At 60.8% G+C, this 19372-nt stretch carries 18 protein-coding genes; 12 read left to right on the forward strand and 6 right to left on the reverse strand.

Features of this window, described 5'->3' with window-relative positions:
* Positions 1-100 precede the first annotated feature (100 nt).
* From ACZ5WQ_RS16915 to trkA, 5 genes are all read left to right on the forward strand, one after another.
* On the forward strand, positions 101-589 hold the full coding sequence (locus tag ACZ5WQ_RS16915) for a MarR family winged helix-turn-helix transcriptional regulator (RefSeq protein ID WP_228245434.1): 489 nt from the start codon (positions 101-103) through the stop codon (positions 587-589).
* Entirely contained in the window at positions 586-1650 is a 1065-nt protein-coding gene (locus tag ACZ5WQ_RS16920) for an HlyD family secretion protein (protein ID WP_464382727.1), read from the forward strand. Before ACZ5WQ_RS16915 ends, ACZ5WQ_RS16920 begins: the two co-directional genes overlap by 4 nt.
* Before the next feature lie 8 nt (positions 1651-1658).
* Positions 1659-2714, forward strand: coding sequence for a DUF2955 domain-containing protein (locus tag ACZ5WQ_RS16925; protein ID WP_269688045.1), 1056 nt, complete (start codon positions 1659-1661; stop codon positions 2712-2714).
* A gap of 63 nt (positions 2715-2777) precedes the next feature.
* Positions 2778-4226, forward strand: coding sequence for a TrkH family potassium uptake protein (locus ACZ5WQ_RS16930; protein ID WP_088274538.1), 1449 nt, complete (start codon positions 2778-2780; stop codon positions 4224-4226).
* A 27-nt stretch (positions 4227-4253) separates the two neighbouring features.
* On the forward strand, positions 4254-5642 hold the full coding sequence (gene trkA / locus ACZ5WQ_RS16935) for a Trk system potassium transporter TrkA (protein ID WP_088274886.1): 1389 nt from the start codon (positions 4254-4256) through the stop codon (positions 5640-5642).
* Positions 5643-5684: 42 nt separating this feature from the next.
* Here trkA and ACZ5WQ_RS16940 read toward each other — a convergent pair whose 3' ends face one another.
* Together ACZ5WQ_RS16940 and ACZ5WQ_RS16945 are read right to left on the reverse strand one after the other, a co-directional pair.
* The gene (locus tag ACZ5WQ_RS16940) at positions 5685-6200 is read right to left on the reverse strand and encodes a glycine cleavage system transcriptional repressor (RefSeq protein WP_228245431.1); all 516 of its coding nucleotides are present in this window, start codon (positions 6198-6200) and stop codon (positions 5685-5687) included.
* Between the two features lie 28 nt (positions 6201-6228).
* On the reverse strand, positions 6229-7113 hold the full coding sequence (locus tag ACZ5WQ_RS16945; protein ID WP_088274542.1) for an HDOD domain-containing protein: 885 nt from the start codon (positions 7111-7113) through the stop codon (positions 6229-6231).
* Between the two features lie 114 nt (positions 7114-7227).
* Between ACZ5WQ_RS16945 and ACZ5WQ_RS16950 the strand changes: the two genes are divergently transcribed.
* Positions 7228-8421, forward strand: coding sequence for a class I SAM-dependent rRNA methyltransferase (locus ACZ5WQ_RS16950; RefSeq protein ID WP_269688044.1), 1194 nt, complete (start codon positions 7228-7230; stop codon positions 8419-8421).
* Positions 8422-8607: 186 nt separating this feature from the next.
* On the opposite strand, the gene ACZ5WQ_RS16955 is transcribed toward ACZ5WQ_RS16950, so the two are convergent.
* Positions 8608-9261 carry a histidinol-phosphatase gene (locus ACZ5WQ_RS16955; RefSeq protein ID WP_228245429.1) on the reverse strand — a complete coding sequence of 218 codons (654 nt, stop codon included), beginning with the start codon at positions 9259-9261 and terminating at the stop codon, positions 8608-8610.
* Positions 9262-9417: 156 nt separating this feature from the next.
* On the opposite strand from ACZ5WQ_RS16955, the gene rppH reads away from it, so the two are divergent.
* Entirely contained in the window at positions 9418-9906 is a 489-nt protein-coding gene (gene rppH, locus ACZ5WQ_RS16960; RefSeq protein WP_088274547.1) for an RNA pyrophosphohydrolase, read from the forward strand.
* 2 nt (positions 9907-9908) lie between these two features.
* Positions 9909-12176 carry a phosphoenolpyruvate--protein phosphotransferase gene (gene ptsP, locus ACZ5WQ_RS16965; protein WP_088274548.1) on the forward strand — a complete coding sequence of 756 codons (2268 nt, stop codon included), beginning with the start codon at positions 9909-9911 and terminating at the stop codon, positions 12174-12176.
* On the opposite strand, the gene ACZ5WQ_RS16970 is transcribed toward ptsP, so the two are convergent.
* Positions 12162-12935, reverse strand: a complete 774-nt coding sequence (locus ACZ5WQ_RS16970) for an NRDE family protein (RefSeq protein ID WP_464382728.1) — start codon at positions 12933-12935, stop codon at positions 12162-12164. The genes ptsP and ACZ5WQ_RS16970 overlap by 15 nt on opposite strands.
* A 185-nt stretch (positions 12936-13120) precedes the next feature.
* Positions 13121-14428 (reverse strand): DUF4397 domain-containing protein, encoded by a 1308-nt coding sequence (locus ACZ5WQ_RS16975; RefSeq protein ID WP_464382729.1) that lies wholly within the window; start codon positions 14426-14428, stop codon positions 13121-13123.
* A gap of 225 nt (positions 14429-14653) precedes the next feature.
* Between ACZ5WQ_RS16975 and ACZ5WQ_RS16980 the strand changes: the two genes are divergently transcribed.
* The 4 genes from ACZ5WQ_RS16980 to ACZ5WQ_RS16995 are packed head-to-tail and all read left to right on the forward strand — an operon-like array spanning position 14654 to position 17540.
* Complete coding sequence (locus tag ACZ5WQ_RS16980; protein WP_228245425.1) at positions 14654-15436, forward strand: sulfite exporter TauE/SafE family protein; 783 nt, start codon at positions 14654-14656, stop codon at positions 15434-15436.
* A gap of 9 nt (positions 15437-15445) precedes the next feature.
* Positions 15446-16240, forward strand: coding sequence for a prolipoprotein diacylglyceryl transferase (gene lgt / locus ACZ5WQ_RS16985; protein WP_464382730.1), 795 nt, complete (start codon positions 15446-15448; stop codon positions 16238-16240).
* Complete coding sequence (locus ACZ5WQ_RS16990) at positions 16237-17031, forward strand: thymidylate synthase (protein WP_233048993.1); 795 nt, start codon at positions 16237-16239, stop codon at positions 17029-17031. Before lgt ends, ACZ5WQ_RS16990 begins: the two co-directional genes overlap by 4 nt.
* Positions 17028-17540 (forward strand): dihydrofolate reductase, encoded by a 513-nt coding sequence (locus ACZ5WQ_RS16995; protein ID WP_233048994.1) that lies wholly within the window; start codon positions 17028-17030, stop codon positions 17538-17540. Before ACZ5WQ_RS16990 ends, ACZ5WQ_RS16995 begins: the two co-directional genes overlap by 4 nt.
* 3 nt (positions 17541-17543) lie before the next feature.
* On the opposite strand, the gene ACZ5WQ_RS17000 is transcribed toward ACZ5WQ_RS16995, so the two are convergent.
* Complete coding sequence (locus ACZ5WQ_RS17000; protein ID WP_228245422.1) at positions 17544-19223, reverse strand: putative bifunctional diguanylate cyclase/phosphodiesterase; 1680 nt, start codon at positions 19221-19223, stop codon at positions 17544-17546.
* Positions 19224-19372: the final 149 nt, after the last annotated feature.

The raw sequence follows: 19372 nt of genomic DNA on the forward strand, positions 1-19372 counted from the left end.
TGGTGCTTTCGGTTAACGGTGTTGAATATGTGTAGCTTGCTAAATAAGTTTATCGGAGTAAACTTTATGGTTAGCAGGCTAACTATATTCGAGGTTATCCATGAGTCAGGATCAAGCGGCTTTGGCGTTGCACGAAACGTTGAAGCCTTCCATGGGCGCAGCGATGGGGCGAGTGCATCGGCTCTGGCGTGCCGCAATCAATCAGGCCGTTGGTGAACTGGGTATTACCGAGGCGCGCTGGAGTGTGATGCTGCATCTGGCCAAGGTGGGCGAGGGGTGTACCCAGCAGATGTTGGCAGATGAGCTGGCGATCGAGATGCCGTCATTGACGCGGACGCTTAATCAGTTGCAGGAGCAGGGTCTGATCGAGCGCCGGCGCGACCCCGGTGACCGCCGGGTTCACGCGCTCTGGTTTACCGAGGCAGGCCATCAGCGTATTGCCGACATGGGCGTGCATATCGAGAGGGTGCGCAAGCAGATTTATGCCGGTTTGAGTGACACCCAGCTGGATGCCTTTGCCGAAGTGCTGCTGGCGATGGAGGCGAATGTGCGCTCCCTGCTGGGCGGGGAGCGGGAGGCTGGCGAATGACGCCCGATCAGGTTTTTGCGCGCTGGGTGCGCGCGTCGCTATTGCTGTTTGCAGTAGTGTTTTGCTACTTCCTGGCGGCGGATCTGTGGATGCCGGTGACGCCGCAGTCGCGGGTCATCCACCCGGTTATTCGGGTTGCCCCGCAGGTGGCCGGCCAAGTGGTCGAGGTCGCGGTGGAAGATAACCAGCATGTCGTTGCCGGCGATCTTCTGCTGCGTATCGATCCACGGCCTTATGCGCTGGCTGTTCAGCAGGCCCAATTAGTACTGGAGGCCGCCGAGCGAGACAATTCGGGTATCGATGCATCAATCGCGGCTGCGCAGGCGCGGGTGCGGTCGTCACAGGTGCGCAGCGCGGAGCTGGCCCGCGAGCGTGATCGGCTGCAGCGGCTGCTGGCCAGTCATAACGTGTCTCGGCAAAGCTACGAGCAGGTTGTTGCCAGCTCTCAGTCTGCTCAGGCGGAGCTGGCCAGCCTGCAGGCGCAGGTCCGGCAGTTGCAGGTGCAGCGTGGCGAAGGGGATCAGGGCAATCTGCGCCTGCGTCAGGCGCAAAATGCGCTGGAACAGGCCATGTTGAATCTGAGCTTTACCGAGGTGCGCGCCCAGAGCGACGGTGTGGTCTCCAACCTGCAGGTGCGCCCTGGTACCTATGCGGTCGCCGGGGCTGCGCTGATGGCTCTGGTTGCCGATGATGCCGATGTGGTAGCCGATTTTCGCGAGAAGTCGCTGTCGCACATGGACGTGGGCGAGTCCGCTGCGGTTGTATTTGATGCCATTCCCGGGCGGGTATTCGAGGCTCACGTAGCGGGTGTTGCAGCCGGTACTCGGGCCGGACAGTTGCTGCCTGACGGTTCGCTGGCTGCACCGGAAACATCCGATCGCTGGGTGCGTGACGCCCAGCGTCAGCGCGTCCATCTTGTGCTGGACGAAGAGCCCGGGCTGCTGTCGCAGTTGCCGACAGGCGCTCGCGCCACCGTGCAATTGTTTCCGGTCGGCGGCCCTGCCCGGTGGCTTGGCCGGGCACAGGTAGGTCTGCTCAGCCTGATGCACTACATCTACTGAGGTTACCGATGAAGCCCATCCTGCTTACCAGCAAACGGCATCTGGACGACAACGATGTGCGCCAGTGCCTGCGCATCGCCTTTGGCGGCATGCTCGGTTTTATCCTGTGCAAGCTGATGGGCTGGAACTATGGCGCCTTTTTCGTCGTGCAGCCGATTCTGTTGCTGGGCATTGTTCCGGTGATTAACGCCCATATGCTGCGCCAGTTTGTCGCCAACATGCTGGTGGTTTCGCTCGCCGTGCTGGTGGTGCAGGGGCTGTTTGGTGACAAACCGGTGCCAATGACATTGCTGGTCATGGGCATGTTCGCGCTGCTGTTCGGGCAGATGAGCGGTGGCGCCAATTTCCTGTTTGGTGCCATGTCGGTGGTCAACATGTCGATGCAGCTCCATTTCGCCAGCTATCCTCAGGCCGATATCGGCGACATTGTTGCCAGCAACATCGTTTCGGTTTTCAGCACCCTGTTCATCGCCCTGCTGATGCAGCAGCTATTCCCCGATGTTGCGCCGCGCGCGCCGCGTCCATTGATGCGCAAATCCGCCAGCACCCGACGTCACGAAGTGATACTGGCCACCACGGTCGCCACTGCCTCGTTCATTGTATTTCAGGTATTCAATTTACAGAGCGGGCTGTCGGCGCAGGTCGCCAGTATTCTGGTGCTGTTCCCGCTGAACTGGCGCGGGGCCGGACCTGCGGGCTGGAACCGTGCGCTGGGAACGCTGGTGGGCTGCAATCTTGGGCTGGTTGTTCAATTGGTGCTGATGGACCACTTTGATGTGTTGCCGTTCGTGGCGGCCGGCCTGTGGATTTGCCTGATGCTCTTTGCCCGCATTCACATGCTGGAGGGTGGATCCGGCGCTGGTTTTGCTGCCTTGACCACCATGGCGATTCTGTTCGGTCAGTACCTCACGCCCCGTCAGGACCTGTTCTACAGTGATCTGTATCGATTCTGGTCACTGTCGCTGTCAGTGTTGTTGTCGCTGTCGGCGATTTATCTGTTGCATCTGCTGCTTGATCGATTTGCTGCCACGCGCTGGGCCGCGCCGAAGGCGGTTTCGGTCTGACCGTAGTGCCCGGCGCGGGCGACGAGTATGATGTGCCGATCTTCCTGGCTGGGGACCCTCTGCATGTTGCGGTTTTTGCGTCCGGTGCTGTTTGTTTGCGGCATTCTGGTGCTGATCATGGCTGGTCTGATGCTCAGTGTCGCGGTGTTTGCCTGGTGGCGACAGGACCCGGAAATGCAGGTATTTCTGACATCGTTCGCGGTCACACTCGGCTGCGGCCTCGCGATGGTGCTGGGCTGCCGGGATAAGGGCTTTCATCTGGTTTCGCGTCAGCTCTATCTGCTCACCAGTCTGAGCTGGGTGCTGCTCTCGCTGTTTGGCGCATTGCCACTGTTCTTCAGTCATTTTCAGCTCAGCGCCGAAGATGCGGTGTTCGAGGCGGTGTCCGGGATCACCACCACAGGCTCGACCATTCTCAGCGGTATCGAACACCTCGCGCCCAGTCTGCTGCTCTGGCGCTCGCTGCTGCAGTGGATTGGTGGTCTGGGGGTGATCGGTATGGCGGTATCGATTCTGCCGTTTCTGCGCGTCGGCGGCATGCGCCTGTTCCACACCGAGTCCTCCGACTGGTCGGACAAGTCCATCCCGCGGGTCCAGTCGCTTGCTCGCATGCTGGTGGCGACCTACCTGGGCCTGACCGTCAGCTGTGTGTTCAGTTACTGGTTGGCCGGCATGAACCTGTTTGATGCGATCAATCATGCCATGGCGACGGTATCGACCGGCGGGTTTGCGACCGATGATCGTTCCATGGGTCGCTTCCCGCTGGAGGTGCTGTGGGTGTCGATTCTGTTCATGACCCTCAGCGCGTTGCCGTTTACCTTGCTGATTGCCTTCTTTAGGCGACCCTCGCTGCATGTGCTCAACAACCAGCAGGTAATCGGCTTCCTCTGCATTATCGGCGCGGTATCGCTGTTACTGACGGCTGATCTGATCGATCTGCATCTGGCCGAGCCCTTCGTGGCCTTCACCCAGGCGACTTTCAACCTGGTCTCGGTTATTACGACCACCGGCTTCGCCTCGGCCGACTACACCCAGTGGGGCACTTTCAGCATCGCCCTGTTTTTTGTGGTGATGTTTATCGGTGGTTGCTCGGGGTCCACCAGCGGCGGCATGAAGGTGTTTCGCTTTCAGCTCAGTTATCTGTTTCTGCGTACCCAGGTTCGCAAGCTGATTCACCCCAACGGGGTATTTGTCACCCAGTACAACGGCAGGCCGGTGCAGGATGACATTATTCTCTCGGCCGTCGCGTTCTCCTTCCTGTTTTTCATGACGCTGGGCGTGGTGACGCTGCTGCTGGCGCTGATGGGCCTGGATTTGATCACCAGCCTGACCGCAGCGGCTACCGCGCTGACCAACGTCGGTCCCGGGCTGGGTGATGTCATTGGCCCGGCGGGTAATTTTGCTACCCTGCCAGTGGCGGCCAAATGGCTGTTGTCGTTCGCCATGTTGATGGGGCGGCTGGAGTTGCTGACCCTGATGGTGCTTTTTACGCCGGTGTTCTGGCGTGGCTAACGCGGAATTTAAAGGGGATAGGGCATGATGCGCATCATCGTGCTGGGGGCGGGTCAGGTTGGTCGCAGCCTGGTGGAGCAACTGGTCGGCGAGAAAAATCACATTACCGTGGTGGATCGTGATGCCGGGCGGCTGCAGCTGTTGCAGGAGCTGTATGGTGCGCAGGGCGTGCAGACGATCTGCGCCCATGGCGCCCATCCGGTGACCCTGTCCAAGGCGGGGGCGGAGGACGCCGACATGCTGGTGGCGGTTACCAACAGCGATGAAGTCAACATGATTGCCTGTCAGGTCGCTCAGTCACTGTTCAATGTGCCGAACAAGATCGCCCGGGTGCGCGAGCAGGGCTACCTGACCCAGAACCGCGCGCTGTTTGCCAAGAGTGCAGTACCGGTTGACGTGCTGATCAATCCCGAGGCGCTGGTCACCCAGCACCTTAAAAAGCTGATTCGCTATCCGGGCGCTTTGCAGGTCATCAATTTCGCCGATGGCCTGGCCCAGCTGGTTGCCGTGCGCGCCTCCAACGGTGGCGCGCTGGTCGGTCAGCGCATTGCCACATTGCGCGAGCGGCTGCCCGCGGTGGAGATTCGGGTGGCGGCCATTTTTCGCCGAAATCATTCCGTGATCCCCGACGGCGATACCCTGATCCAGGACGGAGACGAGGTTTTTTTCGTTGCGGCAAGACCGGATATCCGACTGGTGCTGAACGAACTGCGACGCCGGGCAAAACCCTACAAGCGCATCGTCATTGCCGGCGGCGGCAATATCGGCGCGCGTCTGGCCAGCGTGCTGGAGAACGATTATCGGGTGAAGGTGATCGAGCAGGACATGGCGCGGTGCCAGTTTCTCTCCCAGTACCTGCGTCGAGCCACCGTACTCAATGGCAGCGCGTCGGACCGGGAGCTGCTGCTGGAGGAAAGTATCGAATCAGCAGATGTGTATCTGGCGCTGACCAATGATGACGAAGCCAACATCATGTCGTCGATGCTGGCCAAGCGCATGGGTGCCCGCACGGTTATCACGCTGATCAGTAATCCGGCCTATGCCGACCTGGTGCAGGGCGGCAGTATCGACATCGCCATCTCGCCGCAGCAGGCCACCATTGGCGCGTTGCTGACTCACGTGCGTCGCGGTGATGTGGTTGCCGTACACTCGCTGCGCCGGGGCACGGCCGAGGCCATGGAGGCGATTGCCCACGGCGATGCGCAGAGTTCGCAAGTGGTGGGCAAGCGGATTGACGAGCTGCCGTTGCCCCCCGGTGCGATGGTCGGCGCGCTGGTGCGTGGCGAGGATGTGATCATCGCGCATGACAGCACCCAGATCGAAGAGGGTGACCACGTCATTGTGATCGTGCCGGACAAGCGGGACATGCAGGCGGTAGAGCGGCTGTTCCAGGTCGGTCTTACCTTCCTGCTTTGAGGTGGACCGGGGCCGCGTGCAGCAGCCCCGGGCACAGTCGGTTCAGTCTGCGTCCTGCAGCTCGACCATCAGGTCGTCGGTCAGATTTTCCAGAGCGTCACGCAGGGCATCGAGATCGGTCTGCGGGTACACACCCAGCAGCGCCCGCGCCTTGAACAGCAGGTCGGCACTCATCGGTGCCGGAGTGCATTCGGTTTCCAGCGATTCGACGTTGACGCCATGGCTGGCCAGTACGCGCGAGACCTCGTGGACGATACCGGCGCGGTCGTTGGCCACCAGGGTCAGTTGCAGGGTGCGCTGCTGCGGCTCGTCTGCCTGGCCACTGATAGCCACCTGGACATTGATGCCCTGGGCGCTGAGTCCGTCCAGGTCAATACGCAGTGCTTCGAGCTGGTCGTTGGCGACATCTACCCGCAGAATGCCGGCAAATTGCCCGGCCATGCGGGCCATGCGGCTTTCCAGCCAATTGCCGCCGTGCCGGTTGATGACCTGAGCCAGGCTTTCCACCAGACCGGGCTTGTCGGCGGATATGACGGTAATTACGAGCGGGGTGGTCATGCGTGATCTCCTTGGGAGCTGGCCTTGGTCAGTCCTGATAGTAGCTGCCGCCGCCGGTCGCCGTCATCTCCTGGCAGTTGGCCTCCAGCGTCTCGAAGTCGTACTCGGACAGGCCCACATACTCCAGGATGGCGCTGCCGACGGCGTTCCATTCGTGATCGACGTTGTGGTTGCCCAGCACCTTGTAGGCCCGGCAGATGTGTTCGGCCATCTTTAGAATGGCCAGCAGGTTCTTCTGCACCGGGTCATTGCCCAGCGGGGAAAGGAACACCTGCTCGGCATTGTGGTGACTGGCGATGGCGTCGCACAGGTGGCGCGGCAGCAGCCATGACTTGGCCGTGTAGTAGCCGATCACCGCGTGATTGGTGTTCATGCGCTGGTTTTCCACATCGACCAGTCGCATCTGGTCCTGCGCGTAGGACTCTTCCATGACTTCGATGTAGTAGGGGAAGCGACTGAGCATCAGCGGGATGCCGCAGTTGTGGAACAATCCCAGCGCATAGGCTTCATCCGGCTCGACGCAGCCAATGCGCTTGGCCAGCGTCATGCAGGTCATGGCGACGTCCTGCGCGCTGTCCCAGAAGCGGTTGAGATTGACGATGTTCTCGTCGGTCAGCTCGCCGCGAATCGATTGCGCATTGACGATGTTGACCACCCTGCTGACGCCCAGCAGGTTGACGGCTTGCTGGATGGAACTGATCCGGTTGGCCAGTCCAAAGAAGGGCGAATTGACGACCTTGAGCAGGCTGCCGGAGAGACCCGGGTCCTGGCTGATCAGCCGGGCAATGACCTTGGGATCCGGATCCGGCATCAACTGTTCCATCTGCAGGTCGACCATGATCTGCGGCTGCGGTGGTACGCTGATGCCTTGCAGGGCGCTGCTGATCTGTTGGTCGGTGAGCTCCGATGTCATGGCCTGGGTCCACTGATGACTTGAGCTGCCGAGTTTAGCCGGAGACCGGGGAGCTTGGCACCCTGTATAATGGCCAACTGCATACATTTTTCTTGCCTGCCTCAGGAGTTCCCCATGTCATTGCCCAGCCTGCGTCTCAACGCCAATGCCGACCGGCGTATTCGTGGAGGCCACCTGTGGGTCTTCAGTAACGAGGTGGATACCGCGCTGACGCCGCTGACGGCCTTTGAACCGGGTCAGCAGGCGCAGCTGGAAGCCGCTGGCGGCAAGCCTCTCGGGCTGGTCTGTGTCAGCCCCAATAACCTGATCTGTGCACGTTTGTTCAGCCGCGATACCCGTCATCCGCTGGACAAGTCACTGCTGGTGCATCGTTTCAAGGTGGCCCTGAGTTTGCGTGAGCGGCTGTTCGACAAACCCTTCTATCGTCTGGTCTACGGCGAGTCGGATTTTCTGCCGGGGCTGGTGATCGACCGTTTTGGCGACTACTTCGTCGTGCAGATCGCCAATCCCGGCATGGAGCAGGTGCGTGGCGACATCGTTGATGCGCTGGTGCAGGTGTTCAAGCCGCAGGCCGTGCTGTTCAAGAACGACAGTGGCGCGCGCAAGCTGGAAGGGCTGGAGTCCTACGTTGAGGATGCATTCGGCGAGATGCCTGACCTGGTGGCGCTGGAAGAGAACGGCGTGCGTTTTGAAGCCCCGGTGCGCGAGGGTCAGAAAACCGGCTGGTTCTACGACCACCGTGCCAACCGCGCCCGTCTGGCGCCTTACGTGGCCGGCAAGCGGGTGCTGGACCTGTACAGCTATGTCGGCGGCTGGGGTGTTCAGGCCGCCGCCTTTGGTGCCAGTGAAGTCATGTGTGTCGACAGTTCAGCGCCGGCGCTGGACCGGGTGGAAGCCAACGCAGAGCTCAATGGCGTCGCCGAAAAGATGCTGGTGGTCGAGGGCGATGTGATGGCGGCACTGAAGGAGCTGAAAAGCGCCGGCGAGCGCTTCGACGTGGTCATTGCCGATCCGCCGGCCTTTATCAAGAAGCGCAAGGATATTCGCAATGGTGAAGCCGCGTACCGACGCCTCAACGAGCAGGCCATGCGGCTGCTGAACAAGGACGGGATTCTGGTCTCGGCGTCCTGCTCCATGCATCTGGAAGAGGATCGTCTGCGTGACGCCCTGCTGGGTGCCAGCCGCCACCTGGACCGCAACCTGATCATTACCGAGCGCGGCTTCCAGGGTGCCGACCACCCGCTGCATCCGGCGATTCCGGAAACCGGTTATATCAAGGCGTTGTTTTGCAGGGTTACGCCGGCCTGACGCCGGCTTCGTGCCGGCGAGCTGCAAGCCACAAGCTACAAGCTGCAAGAAAAAGCCGCGCGGAGTTGAATCGCGCGTTTTTTTTATGCTGACTCTAGATGCAGCTTCTTATTTAAACCCTTGAGGGTCTCGCTGCAGGTGCGAATCCGGTTTTGCTTGCCGCTTGCCGCTTAGCGCTGCTGCGCCTCAGCGCAGACTGATGACCGGCCAGCCCTGGGCTTCGGCGTGGGCGCGGAGGGTGTCGTCGGGATCGACGGCTACCGGGTTGTCGACCATGCCCAGCAGCGGCAGGTCGTTGTGCGAGTCGCTGTAGAAGTAGCTGCCTTCAAGGGTGCGGTTGTTCTCCAGCAGCCAGCGTTCCAGGCGAGTCACCTTGCCCTCACGGAAACACGGGATGTCGGTGGTTTGGCCGGTGTAGCGGCCATCCTGGCGTTCACATTCGGTCGCCAGCAGCAAGTCGATGCCGAGATGGCGGGCTATCGGGCCGGTGATGAAGCGGTTGGTTGCGGTGATGATCATCAGGGTGTCGCCGGCCTGACGGTGACGCTCGATCAGGGCCAGCGCCTTGGGCAGCACGATGGGCAGGATTTTCTCCTGCATGAATTGCTGGTGCCAGGCGTCAAGCTGTTCGGTCGGATGCTCGCCGAGCAGTTGCAGGCAGAAATTCAGGTAGACCCGGATATCCAGCCGCCCGGCCAGATAGTCGTTGAAGAACTGGTCGTTGCGCGCCTTGTACTCGTCCGGATCAACAATCCGATGGGCAACGATAAACTCGCCCCAGGCGTGATCGCTGTCCCCGCCCAGCAGGGTGTTGTCGAGGTCGAAGATGGCGAGTGACACGGGTGTTCTCCTGAGCGGGTTGACGGCCCGCTAGAATAATCGAGTCAGCCGGTAAATGCCCGTAATCACTGACATCAATCGGTGGCATTTCCGTAATTGCTGCTGCAGCGTGCTTTGTGGAACAATGCTGTGATTATTGATTAAGGGATAGTGGCTGTGATTGACCCCGATGGTTTCAGACCCAACGTCGGCATCATCCTGACCAATGAGTTGGGTCAGGTGCTCTGGGCCAGGCGCATCGGCCAGGACTCGTGGCAGTTCCCGCAGGGGGGGATTCAGCGTAACGAAAGCCCCGAGCAGGCGCTGTATCGCGAGTTGCATGAAGAAGTCGGTCTGCTGCCTGAAGATGTCGAAATTCTTGCCTGCACCCGTGGCTGGTTGCGCTATCGTTTGCCGCAGCGGCTGATCCGCAGCCATTCGCAGCCGGTCTGCGTGGGTCAGAAGCAGAAGTGGTTTTTGCTGCGGCTGACCTCGGAAGACCAGCGGGTGTGCATGACGCGCAGCGCAAAGCCGGAATTTGATGGCTGGCGCTGGGTCAGTTACTGGTATCCTCTGGGGCAGGTTGTGCCCTTCAAACGCGATGTCTATCGGCGTGCCATGAAAGAACTTGCGCCGAGACTGCTCTCCAGTCTTCCGGGTAGTTGAATATGCTCAATACGCTGCGCCGCATTGTTCAGGAGGTCAACTCTGCCAGAGATCTGGCAGCGGCTCTGGACATCATCGTGCAGCGTGTGCGTGAGGCAATGGGCACAGAGGTGTGCTCGGTTTATCTGCTAAATCCCGAAATCGGTCGCTACGTGCTGATGGCGACCGAAGGTCTCAACAAGGATGCCGTCGGTGCCGTTACCCTGGGCACCAGCGAGGGTCTGATCGGTTACGTCGGTACCCGTGAGGAGCCTGTCAACCTCGAAGATGCGGCATCTCACCCCCGTTTCCGCTACTTTGCCGAGACTGGCGAAGAGCGCTATGCCTCCTTCCTGGGTGTGCCGATTATTCACCACCGCCGGGTGATGGGCGTACTGGTGGTCCAGCAGAAGGAGCGCCGCCAGTTCGATGAGGGCGAAGAGGCCTTCCTGGTTACCATGAGCGCGCAGCTTGCCGGAGTCATTGCCCACGCGGAAGCCACCGGTGCCATCGGCGGGCTGGGGTGGGGCGGCGAGGTGGTCCAGGACACCCGCTTTGATGGTGTGGCCGGCGCGCCGGGCATAGCCATCGGTCATGCCGTAGTGATTCTGCCTCCGGCTGATCTGAAATCGGTCCCGGACAAGCAGATTCAGGATATCGATGCCGAAATTGCGCTGTTCCGCCGTGCCAAGGACAGCGTGCGTGATGACATGCAGCAGCTGTCCAGCAAGCTGTCGACGCAGCTGAGGCCGGAAGAACTGGCGCTGTTTGATGTCTACCTGATGATGCTCGATGATGCCGCGCTGGGTAACGAGGTGACCAACATCATCCGCACTGGCCAGTGGGCTCAGGGGGCGTTGCGTGAGGTGGTCAGCTCGCATGTCACCCGCTTCGAGCTGATGGACGACCCTTACTTGCGTGAGCGGGCGGCAGATGTGAAGGATATTGGCCGCCGCATCCTGGCCTACCTGCAGGAGGTCGGTCGGCAGGAGCTGGTGTTCCCCGACAATACCATTCTGGTCAGCGAGGAACTGTCGCCGGTGATGCTGGGGCAGGTACCGAAGGAGAAGCTGGCCGGTCTGGTCTCGGTCCTCGGTTCGGGCAGCTCGCATGTCGCCATTCTGGCCCGGGCGATGGGTATTCCGACGGTAATGGGGGCGCTGGATCTGCCCTATACCCGCCTCGACGGCATGGAGCTGATCGTCGACGGCAACCGTGGCGAAGTGTATTCCAACCCGTCGCAGGAGCTGCATCGCCAGTATCTTGATCTGGTTCGCGAAGAGCGTGAGCTGGTGCAGGGGCTGGAAAAGCTGCGCGATGTGCCCTGTGTGACGCTGGACGGTCATCGCATGCCGCTGCTGGTCAACACCGGTTTGCAGGCAGATGTGGCGCGCTCACTGGATCGCGGTGCCGAAGGCGTTGGTCTTTATCGCACTGAAGTGCCGTTCATGATCAAGGATCGCTTCCCCAGCGAAAAGGAGCAGCAGGCGATCTATCGCGAGCAGCTGGAAGCCTTTTACCCGCTGCCGGTTACCATGCGCTCGCTCGATATTGGCGGCGACAAGGCGCTGACCTATTTTCCGATCAAGGAAGACAACCCCTTCCTTGGCTGGCGCGGTATTCGCGTTACCCTGGATCACCCGGAAATCTTCCTGGTCCAGACCCGGGCCATGCTCAAGGCCAGCCTGGGCTTGAACAACCTGCGCATCATGTTGCCCATGGTCAGCAGCGTATTTGAGGTGGAAGAGGCGCTGCATCTTATCCACCGGGCCTACAGCGAGGTACTGGACGAGGGCGTCGACGTGCCCATGCCGCCGGTCGGGGTGATGATCGAGGTGCCCGCCGCGGTCTATCAGGCGCGCGAACTGATTCAGCTGGTCGATTTTCTTTCGGTTGGCACCAACGACCTGACCCAGTATCTGCTGGCGGTTGACCGCAACAACCCCCGGGTTGCGGATCTGTATCACTCGCTGCACCCGGCGGTGCTGCAGGCGTTGATCAAGATCGCCACGGCCTGCCGCGAAGCGGGCAAGCCGATGAGCGTGTGTGGTGAAATGGCCGGCGATCCGGCAGCGGCGGTATTGTTGATGGCGATGGGGTGTGACGCGCTGTCGATGAACGCGACCAACCTGCCCAAGGTGAAGTGGCTGCTGCGTCAGATCAAACTGTCCGATGCCAAGGCCCTGCTGGATGAGGTAATCGAGCTGGATAACCCCCATCTGGTGCTCAGCACCCTGCATCTGGCACTGCGTGGTATGGGCCTGGGCAAGGTCCTGTCACAACCCCGCTGAAGCTCGGCGCCATTCCCTGCAGGTTTCTCCCTGCGGCTCCCCAAGTGCTCCGAAGCGCCGCTCCGTCAGGCGGATGCGGTTGTTTGCCTGCAGGCGCAGAATGCTGCTGGCGCGGGTACCGTACTCCGGCAGTCCGACGATAAAGGTAGCCGAGAGCATGCGCTCCCACTCCAGGCTGATGCCGGTGTCGGGTAGCTGTTCATCAGCATAGATGTGATCGTTGGCGAGCAGTGAAAACAGTGTCTCGTCGTCGGCATCCAGGTTGTTTGCCAGTGCGCTGCGCAGGCAGTCCGTTTTTGGCCATGGGCTGTCCAGATCGGCATTGGATACAGCGTAAATGCCGGGTTCGAGCTGTCGCGCCTGGCCATGCTCGCTATTGAGAAACCACAGTTGCTCGCGGTCTCCGACCAGCAGATTGAAGCCGGTATAGTTTGCCAACTGCCCCTGCAGTGCGTGCACGAAGGCCGCCGGTGACCGGGTGCCCTGCAGATAGTCCAGCGGCAGCTGCCCGCGCGACAGTGGCGCTTTGGGAACGCCCGGGCGGCGAATATTGGTAACCGCGGCAAAACGGCCGTCGCGGGTGACTCCCAGCCAGGTGCCACCGGCTTCAATATCCTTGCCGGCCAGTAGCTCGGGATGACCTTCCCGGGTCCAGAGGTCCAGCGCCCGGGTGGGGCGGTGATGGAATTCGTCCCGGTTGCCGATCAGTAACAAGGGTTGCTGCGGGGATTGCTGCCAGGCAAAGGCAATCAGACACATAGAGGCTCCTTGGTTGCGGCCCAGTCTACCATCCGTAGCCTGGAATCGGGCCTGTGTGCGCTGCCGCAAGCGTTTTGCAAATGGGATTCGCGGTTTTCCGGGGGCATGCTGGCAGCGGATGCGGGACGGGTCAGAATCACAAAAAAGGGCCAGACGATGCTGGCCCCTTTTCCGCCTTTATCCTGTCAGGGATCAACCACCAGCAGCGGCTCGATGGAAGCTACTTCATTGACTGCGATGGCGGTGTAGATAGAGCCGGCTGCCAGCGCGGTGGCGGGCAGGTCGATGACGGTCGTTGTGGTGTCGGCCACATTGATGCTGATGTCATAACTGCCCGCGGGGACCTCGACGTAGTCGGAGGCGGTGAAGTAGGGCACGTCGGCAAGCCCGGCGAAAATATCGCCGTTGACCAGAACGTCTACCGCGGGTGCATCCGGTGAGGCGTGAATAACCCGGATCTTGGCTCCAGCGGCTGGTGTCAGGTCGTCGACCAGCGGACGCAGGGTGAAGCCCTGAACACCGGTGACATTAACAAACCCGGTGGCCAGTACGCTGTAGGCCTGACCTGCTTCAACGGTAACGGGAAGGCTGGCCACTTCGTTTCCGCCGGCTTCCACGCCAATGGTGTAGTCACCGGCCAGTACCTGCAGGTAGTCACTCACATCCTTGAAAGACACGTCACTCAGAACGACGTCGCCGTCGACGGTGACATCCACTGCGGGTGCGTCAGGTGACAGGTGCAGGGCCCGGACTTGCGCGCGCTGGTCTTCCAGAACGACAAAGGGCGGCGAGTCCAGCAGCGCGATAACGGACGCGGGGGAGAAGCCTGATGCCCGGGGAATGGCTGCCAGGAAGTAGGATGGGCCGCTTTCCAGCTCGACGAATCCCGAGTCGTAGGCGATCGTTGCCGGGTCTCCTGCAGGGGTGATGCGGATGCGGTATTCCCCGGCGGGTACTTCCACGTAAGCGCCGCTGTCGGCAGCAGGTGCAAAGTCGGCAAGCAGCGGAGTGTCACCCAGTGCGTCTGTGGTGTCGACATAGACATCGACATTGCCGACCTGGGGCGCGGCATGCAGAACAAAGGCCCGCGCGGTTGCTGCTGCGGGTGTCTGGATGTCGTCGGTAATAACCAGCAGGTCAAAGCTGTCATCGCCCAGCAAGCCGTAGGCTACCAGGGTGTAGTCCTCGCTGCGAACGGGGGTTACCTCGGTGCTGAAGACGGGCTCGGAGTCGGCAGCAGCGCCTGCCGCTCGCACATCTATGGTGAGCGGTTCGGCCGGTACCCGGGTAAATGCGGTGGCGGTAAAGGTGTCCAGGTCCTCGATGGCGAGATCGCCATTGATGTAAATATCCACAGCCGGGGCGTCTGCTGCCGCATGTAAAACGCGTACTTCCGCCGACGGGCCGGCAGAAGAGCTGCTGCCACCACCACCGCCGAGACAGCCGCTCAACGCGACGGATATGGCGACCAGAATAAGAGTCAGGGCTTTCACTGTCAGTTCCTCTTGATCAGGATGAAGGTTATTTACTGCCCTGTTAACCTAGATGGTTTTCTTGTACATGGTGAAAAATAACTTATACAAAGATTACACAAAATGTGTCCTGATAATGGCTTAATGCCGCTATTTGGGTGCCTTTGCAGGAAAATGATGGCGGAAGGAGTACACTATCGGGCTGTCTGGTTTCCGGCTGTTTGCCGCCGGTTTATCGAGGTGTCTGTGGAATTTTTGCTGTATCTGGTTTTGGGTGGTTTTGCCGGTACGCTGGCTGGCCTGTTCGGTGTTGGCGGCGGCATGATCATTGTGCCGGTGCTGGTCTACAGTTTTGCCCTGCAGGGCATTGCTCCGGACGTGCTGACCCATATGGCGGTCGGTACCTCGCTGGCAACCATCGTGTTCACCTCGATCAATGCGATTCGTGCGCACCATGCAAAGGGTGCTGTGCGCTGGCGTTTGTTTGTCTGGCTGACGGCCGGGATTGTGCTCGGCACCGTGCTGGGTGCGCTCACCGCGGCGCAGATCAGCGGACCCATGCTGCAGAAGATCATTGGTGTCTTTGCCATTTGTGTGGCCATTCAGATGGCCTTCAAGCTTCAGCCAAAGGCGGCGCTGACTGAGCCGGGCAAGCCGTCGCTGGGTATTGCTGGCGGTGTCATCGGCTGGGCATCGGCCATCTTTGGTATTGGCGGCGGGTCGCTGACAGTGCCGTTTCTGGTCTGGCGCAGCGTGCCGATGCAGCAGGCGGTGGCCACCTCATCGGCCTGCGGACTGCCGATTGCGCTGGCGGGCGCAATATCCTTTGTTTTTACCGGCTGGGATGAAACCGGGCTGCCGTCCTGGAGTCTGGGATATGTATATTTACCGGCGCTGATCGGTATTGCTTCTACCAGTATGCTGTTCGCGGGGTTCGGCGCGCGTCTGGCGCACCGGCTGTCCCAGGATCTGCTCAAGCGCCTGTTTGCCCTGCTGCTGCTTTGTGTTGGAATCAACTTTCTTGTCTAGGGATATCGCATGTTGACCTACCCTCAGATTGATCCGGTGGCATTGGCCATTGGTCCGCTGAAGATTCACTGGTACGGCCTGATGTACCTGATCGGTATCGGCGGTGCCTGGTGGCTGGCCCGCCGCAGGCTGGCCGATTTTGACCCGACCTGGAACAAGGAGAGGCTGTCCGATCTGGTGTTCTGGGTGGCGCTGGGCGTGATTGCCGGCGGACGTCTGGGGTATGTGCTGTTTTACGATCTGGCGTCCTATATCAGCAACCCGCTGCTGGTGCTGGAGATCTGGAAGGGTGGCATGTCGTTCCACGGCGGCTTGCTCGGCGTGCTGCTGGCGCTGCTGTGGTTCTCGCGCAAGCACAACAAGCGCTTTTTCGAACTGGTCGATTTTGTTGCACCACTGGTGCCTATCGGTCTGGGGGCCGGCCGCATCGGCAACTTTATCAATGCCGAGTTGTGGGGCAAGGCGACCGACGTGCCATGGGCAATGGTCTTCCCGACCGATCCCGAGCAGTTGGCGCGCCATCCGTCGCAGCTGTATCAGTTTGCGCTGGAAGGCGTCGCGCTGTTTACCATCCTCTGGTTCTACTCGCGCAAGCCGCGCCCGACCATGGCCGTTAGCGGCCTGTTTGCCATCTGCTATGGCTGCTTCCGTTTTGCCGTCGAGTTTGTCCGTGTGCCGGACGCCCAACTCGGCTATCTTGCTTTCGGGTGGCTGACCATGGGCCAGCTGCTTTGTATTCCCATGATTTTACTTGGCGCCCTGTTGATGGGGCTGGCCTACCGGCGTGAGGGGCGCACCGCATGAAACAGTATCTCGACCTGATGCGCCACGTGCGCGAGAACGGCACCTTCAAGAGTGATCGTACCGGCACCGGCACCTACAGCGTGTTCGGCCACCAGATGCGCTTTGATCTGGCTGAGGGCTTTCCGCTGGTGACGACCAAAAAATGTCATCTCAAGTCCATCATCCATGAGCTGTTGTGGTTTCTGCAGGGTGACACCAATATCCGTTACCTGAAGGAAAACGGCGTCTCGATCTGGGATGAATGGGCTGACGAGAATGGCGATCTGGGGCCGGTGTACGGCTACCAGTGGCGCAGCTGGCCGGCGCCAAACGGCGAATCCATCGATCAGATCAGCAAGCTGATTGCGATGATCAAGAGCAATCCGGACTCGCGCCGCCTGATCGTGTCGGCCTGGAACCCGGCGCTGGTTGATCAGATGGCGCTGCCGCCGTGTCATGCGCTGTTCCAGTTCTATGTTGCCGACGGCAAGCTGAGTTGCCAGCTGTATCAGCGCTCGGCGGATATCTTCCTGGGTGTACCGTTCAATATCGCCAGCTACGCGCTGCTGACACTGATGGTGGCGCAGGTCTGTGATCTGCAGCCAGGCGAGTTCATCTGGACCGGCGGCGACTGTCACCTGTACGCCAACCATATCGAGCAGACCGATCTGCAGCTGACCCGCGAGCCGCTGCCGCTCCCGACCATGAAGTTGAACCCCGAGGTGACCGATCTGCTGGCGTTTCGTTTCGAGGATTTCGAGCTGGTGGGCTACCAGTCGCATCCGCACATCAAGGCGCCGGTGGCGGTATGAGTGATGCCAAAATTGCCATGATTGCCGCCATGGCCAGTAACCGGGTGATCGGTCTGGATAACGCCATGCCCTGGCATCTGCCGGAGGACCTGCGTTACTTCAAGGCGACCACCCTGGGCAAGCCGATCATCATGGGCCGCAAGACCTTTGACTCGCTGGGTCGAGCGCTACCGGGTCGCACCAATATTGTGGTTAGCCGCCAGTCGGGCCTGCAGCTGCCGGGTGCCGAGGTGTTCGACTCCATAGAAGCTGCACTCGACTTCGCCGAGCAGCAAGCGGCGATTGATGGCGTCGACGAGGTGATGGTGATTGGTGGCGAGACCTTGTATCGCCAGTGCCTGGAAGATGCCGACCGGTTGTATCTGACCCGTATCGAATCGGCGCCGGACGGGGATGCATGGTTCCCGGAACTGGATGCTGCCCAGTGGCTGTTGGTCAGTGAGCGGGCAGTGGCTGCCGGTGACGGCTACCCCGCCCACGCCTACCAGGTGCTTGAGCGCCGGCGCTGAGGGTCAGTTGAGGACAGGCGATGACGCGGCCTGCCCGATCAGTTCCTCAAGGGGCCGCGGTTTGCCGATCCAGTATCCCTGAAGCAGGTTGCCGCCCCAGCGCGAGAGCTGGTCGGCAACGCGCGCGTCCTCGACATAGTTGGCCGCGACTTGCTTGTTCATGCCCCGTGACAGGGTGATGAGGTTATGCAGGTAGTCGCCCTGCTCGGGGGACGGGTTTTCACTGAGCGCGCGGCAGTCCACCTTTACGCCCTTGATTGGCAGACGGTTAAGGTAGCCCAGCGCACCGTATTCCGAGCCAAAGTGATCCAGCCAGATTTCTACGCCCAGGTCGTGCAGCGCAGTGCACAGTGCCGTTGCCTGGCTGGCGTGCTGCAGCAGCGTGTCTTCGCGCAGCTCCAGCTGAATCATGTGCGGCGGCACCTTGCTTCGCAGCAGGAGCTGGCGCAACTGGTCCACAAAGCGCGGCTGCTTGAGCTCGCGATCGCTGATGTTGATCGACAATCGGCAATGTATGCCGGCATCCAGCCACTGTTTTACCGCCTGTAGCGCCTGGCCGATAACCCAGTGGCCCATCGGCAGGATCAGCCCGCTGTGCTCGGCCAGCTTGAGGAAGGCATCGGGTGTCAGCAGGCCGAGTTGCGGGTGCTGCCAGCGCAGCAGCGCCTCCCAGGCCACGGTGTCGCCGTGGTTGGTATCGACGATGGGTTGATAGTGAAGGCGGAACTGGCCCTCGAGCAACCCGTGTCGCAGACCCTGCTCGATGTCCAGATTGTGGCGGGTTTCGGCATCGCGCTGCGGGTTGAAAAAGGCATATCCGTTACGACCGTTGGCTTTTGCGCGATACAGCGCCTGATCGGCGTGTTGCAGCAGTTCGGCAGCGGTGGCGCCGTGGCCGGGGAAGGTGGCAATGCCGACACTGGCTGACACCAGCAGATGATGACCGCTGAGGGTAATAGGCTCGCTCAGCGTATGAATGATCTTGCTGGCGATCAGGGCGGCATCGTTCGGGTCGTGCAGGTCGTTGAGCAGGGCAACAAACTCGTCGCCGCCTATCCGTGCGATCAGGTCATCCTGACGCATGGTTCGGCGCAGCCGGTTGGCGATCACGGCGAGCAGCAGATCACCCAGGCCATGGCCGAAGGTGTCGTTGATCTGCTTGAAGTAGTCCAAGTCGATATAGAGCAGGGCGAATCCGGTCGGGCTGCGTTGCCCGCGCAGGATCATGCGGTCCAGCTCGGACTCGAGTAGGGCCCGATTGCCAAGGCCGGTCAGCGGATCCTGGCGTGCCATCTGGTGCAGTTTCTCGCCACTGCTTCGACGACGCTCCGCGTTGATCAGTGCGCGTGTGAGTGCGTCGGCGTTGAGGCTTTCCCGCGGCAGGATGTCGTCCGCACCGCCGTCTATGGCGGCGCTATCACGCTCGGGGCTGTCGTCGTCGCTTATCAGCAGCAACAGGGTTTCGGTGCTGGCTCGGCGAGCGTCCTGCAGCAGGCTGGGTTCATTGGGCAGGAGGCAGGCGTCGTAGTCGCTGGCACTCAGACGGGTGGCTGCGTCGCGTACGCTGGTGCAGATATCGACTTCAAATGGGCCGGCCGAAGGGGCGCGGCACAGATCGAGCAGGTGTGCCCGCTTTGCCGGATTTGATTCAACCACCAATATCTTGCGTGCTGCGCGTTCCATGAGTGCGGGCCCAGTCAGCTGGTGTTATTCGTCCATGCACGGTTTTGTCACCGCTGTATGTTAACGCCGTCACGCTTTGACAGCCCATTCATTCGTGTCAAACAGCGCAAAATCTCCGACAGGCGGTATGGCTAATGGCCTGTAATGCC

The sequence above is a fragment of the Halopseudomonas sp. T1L2 genome, from assembly GCF_055397385.1.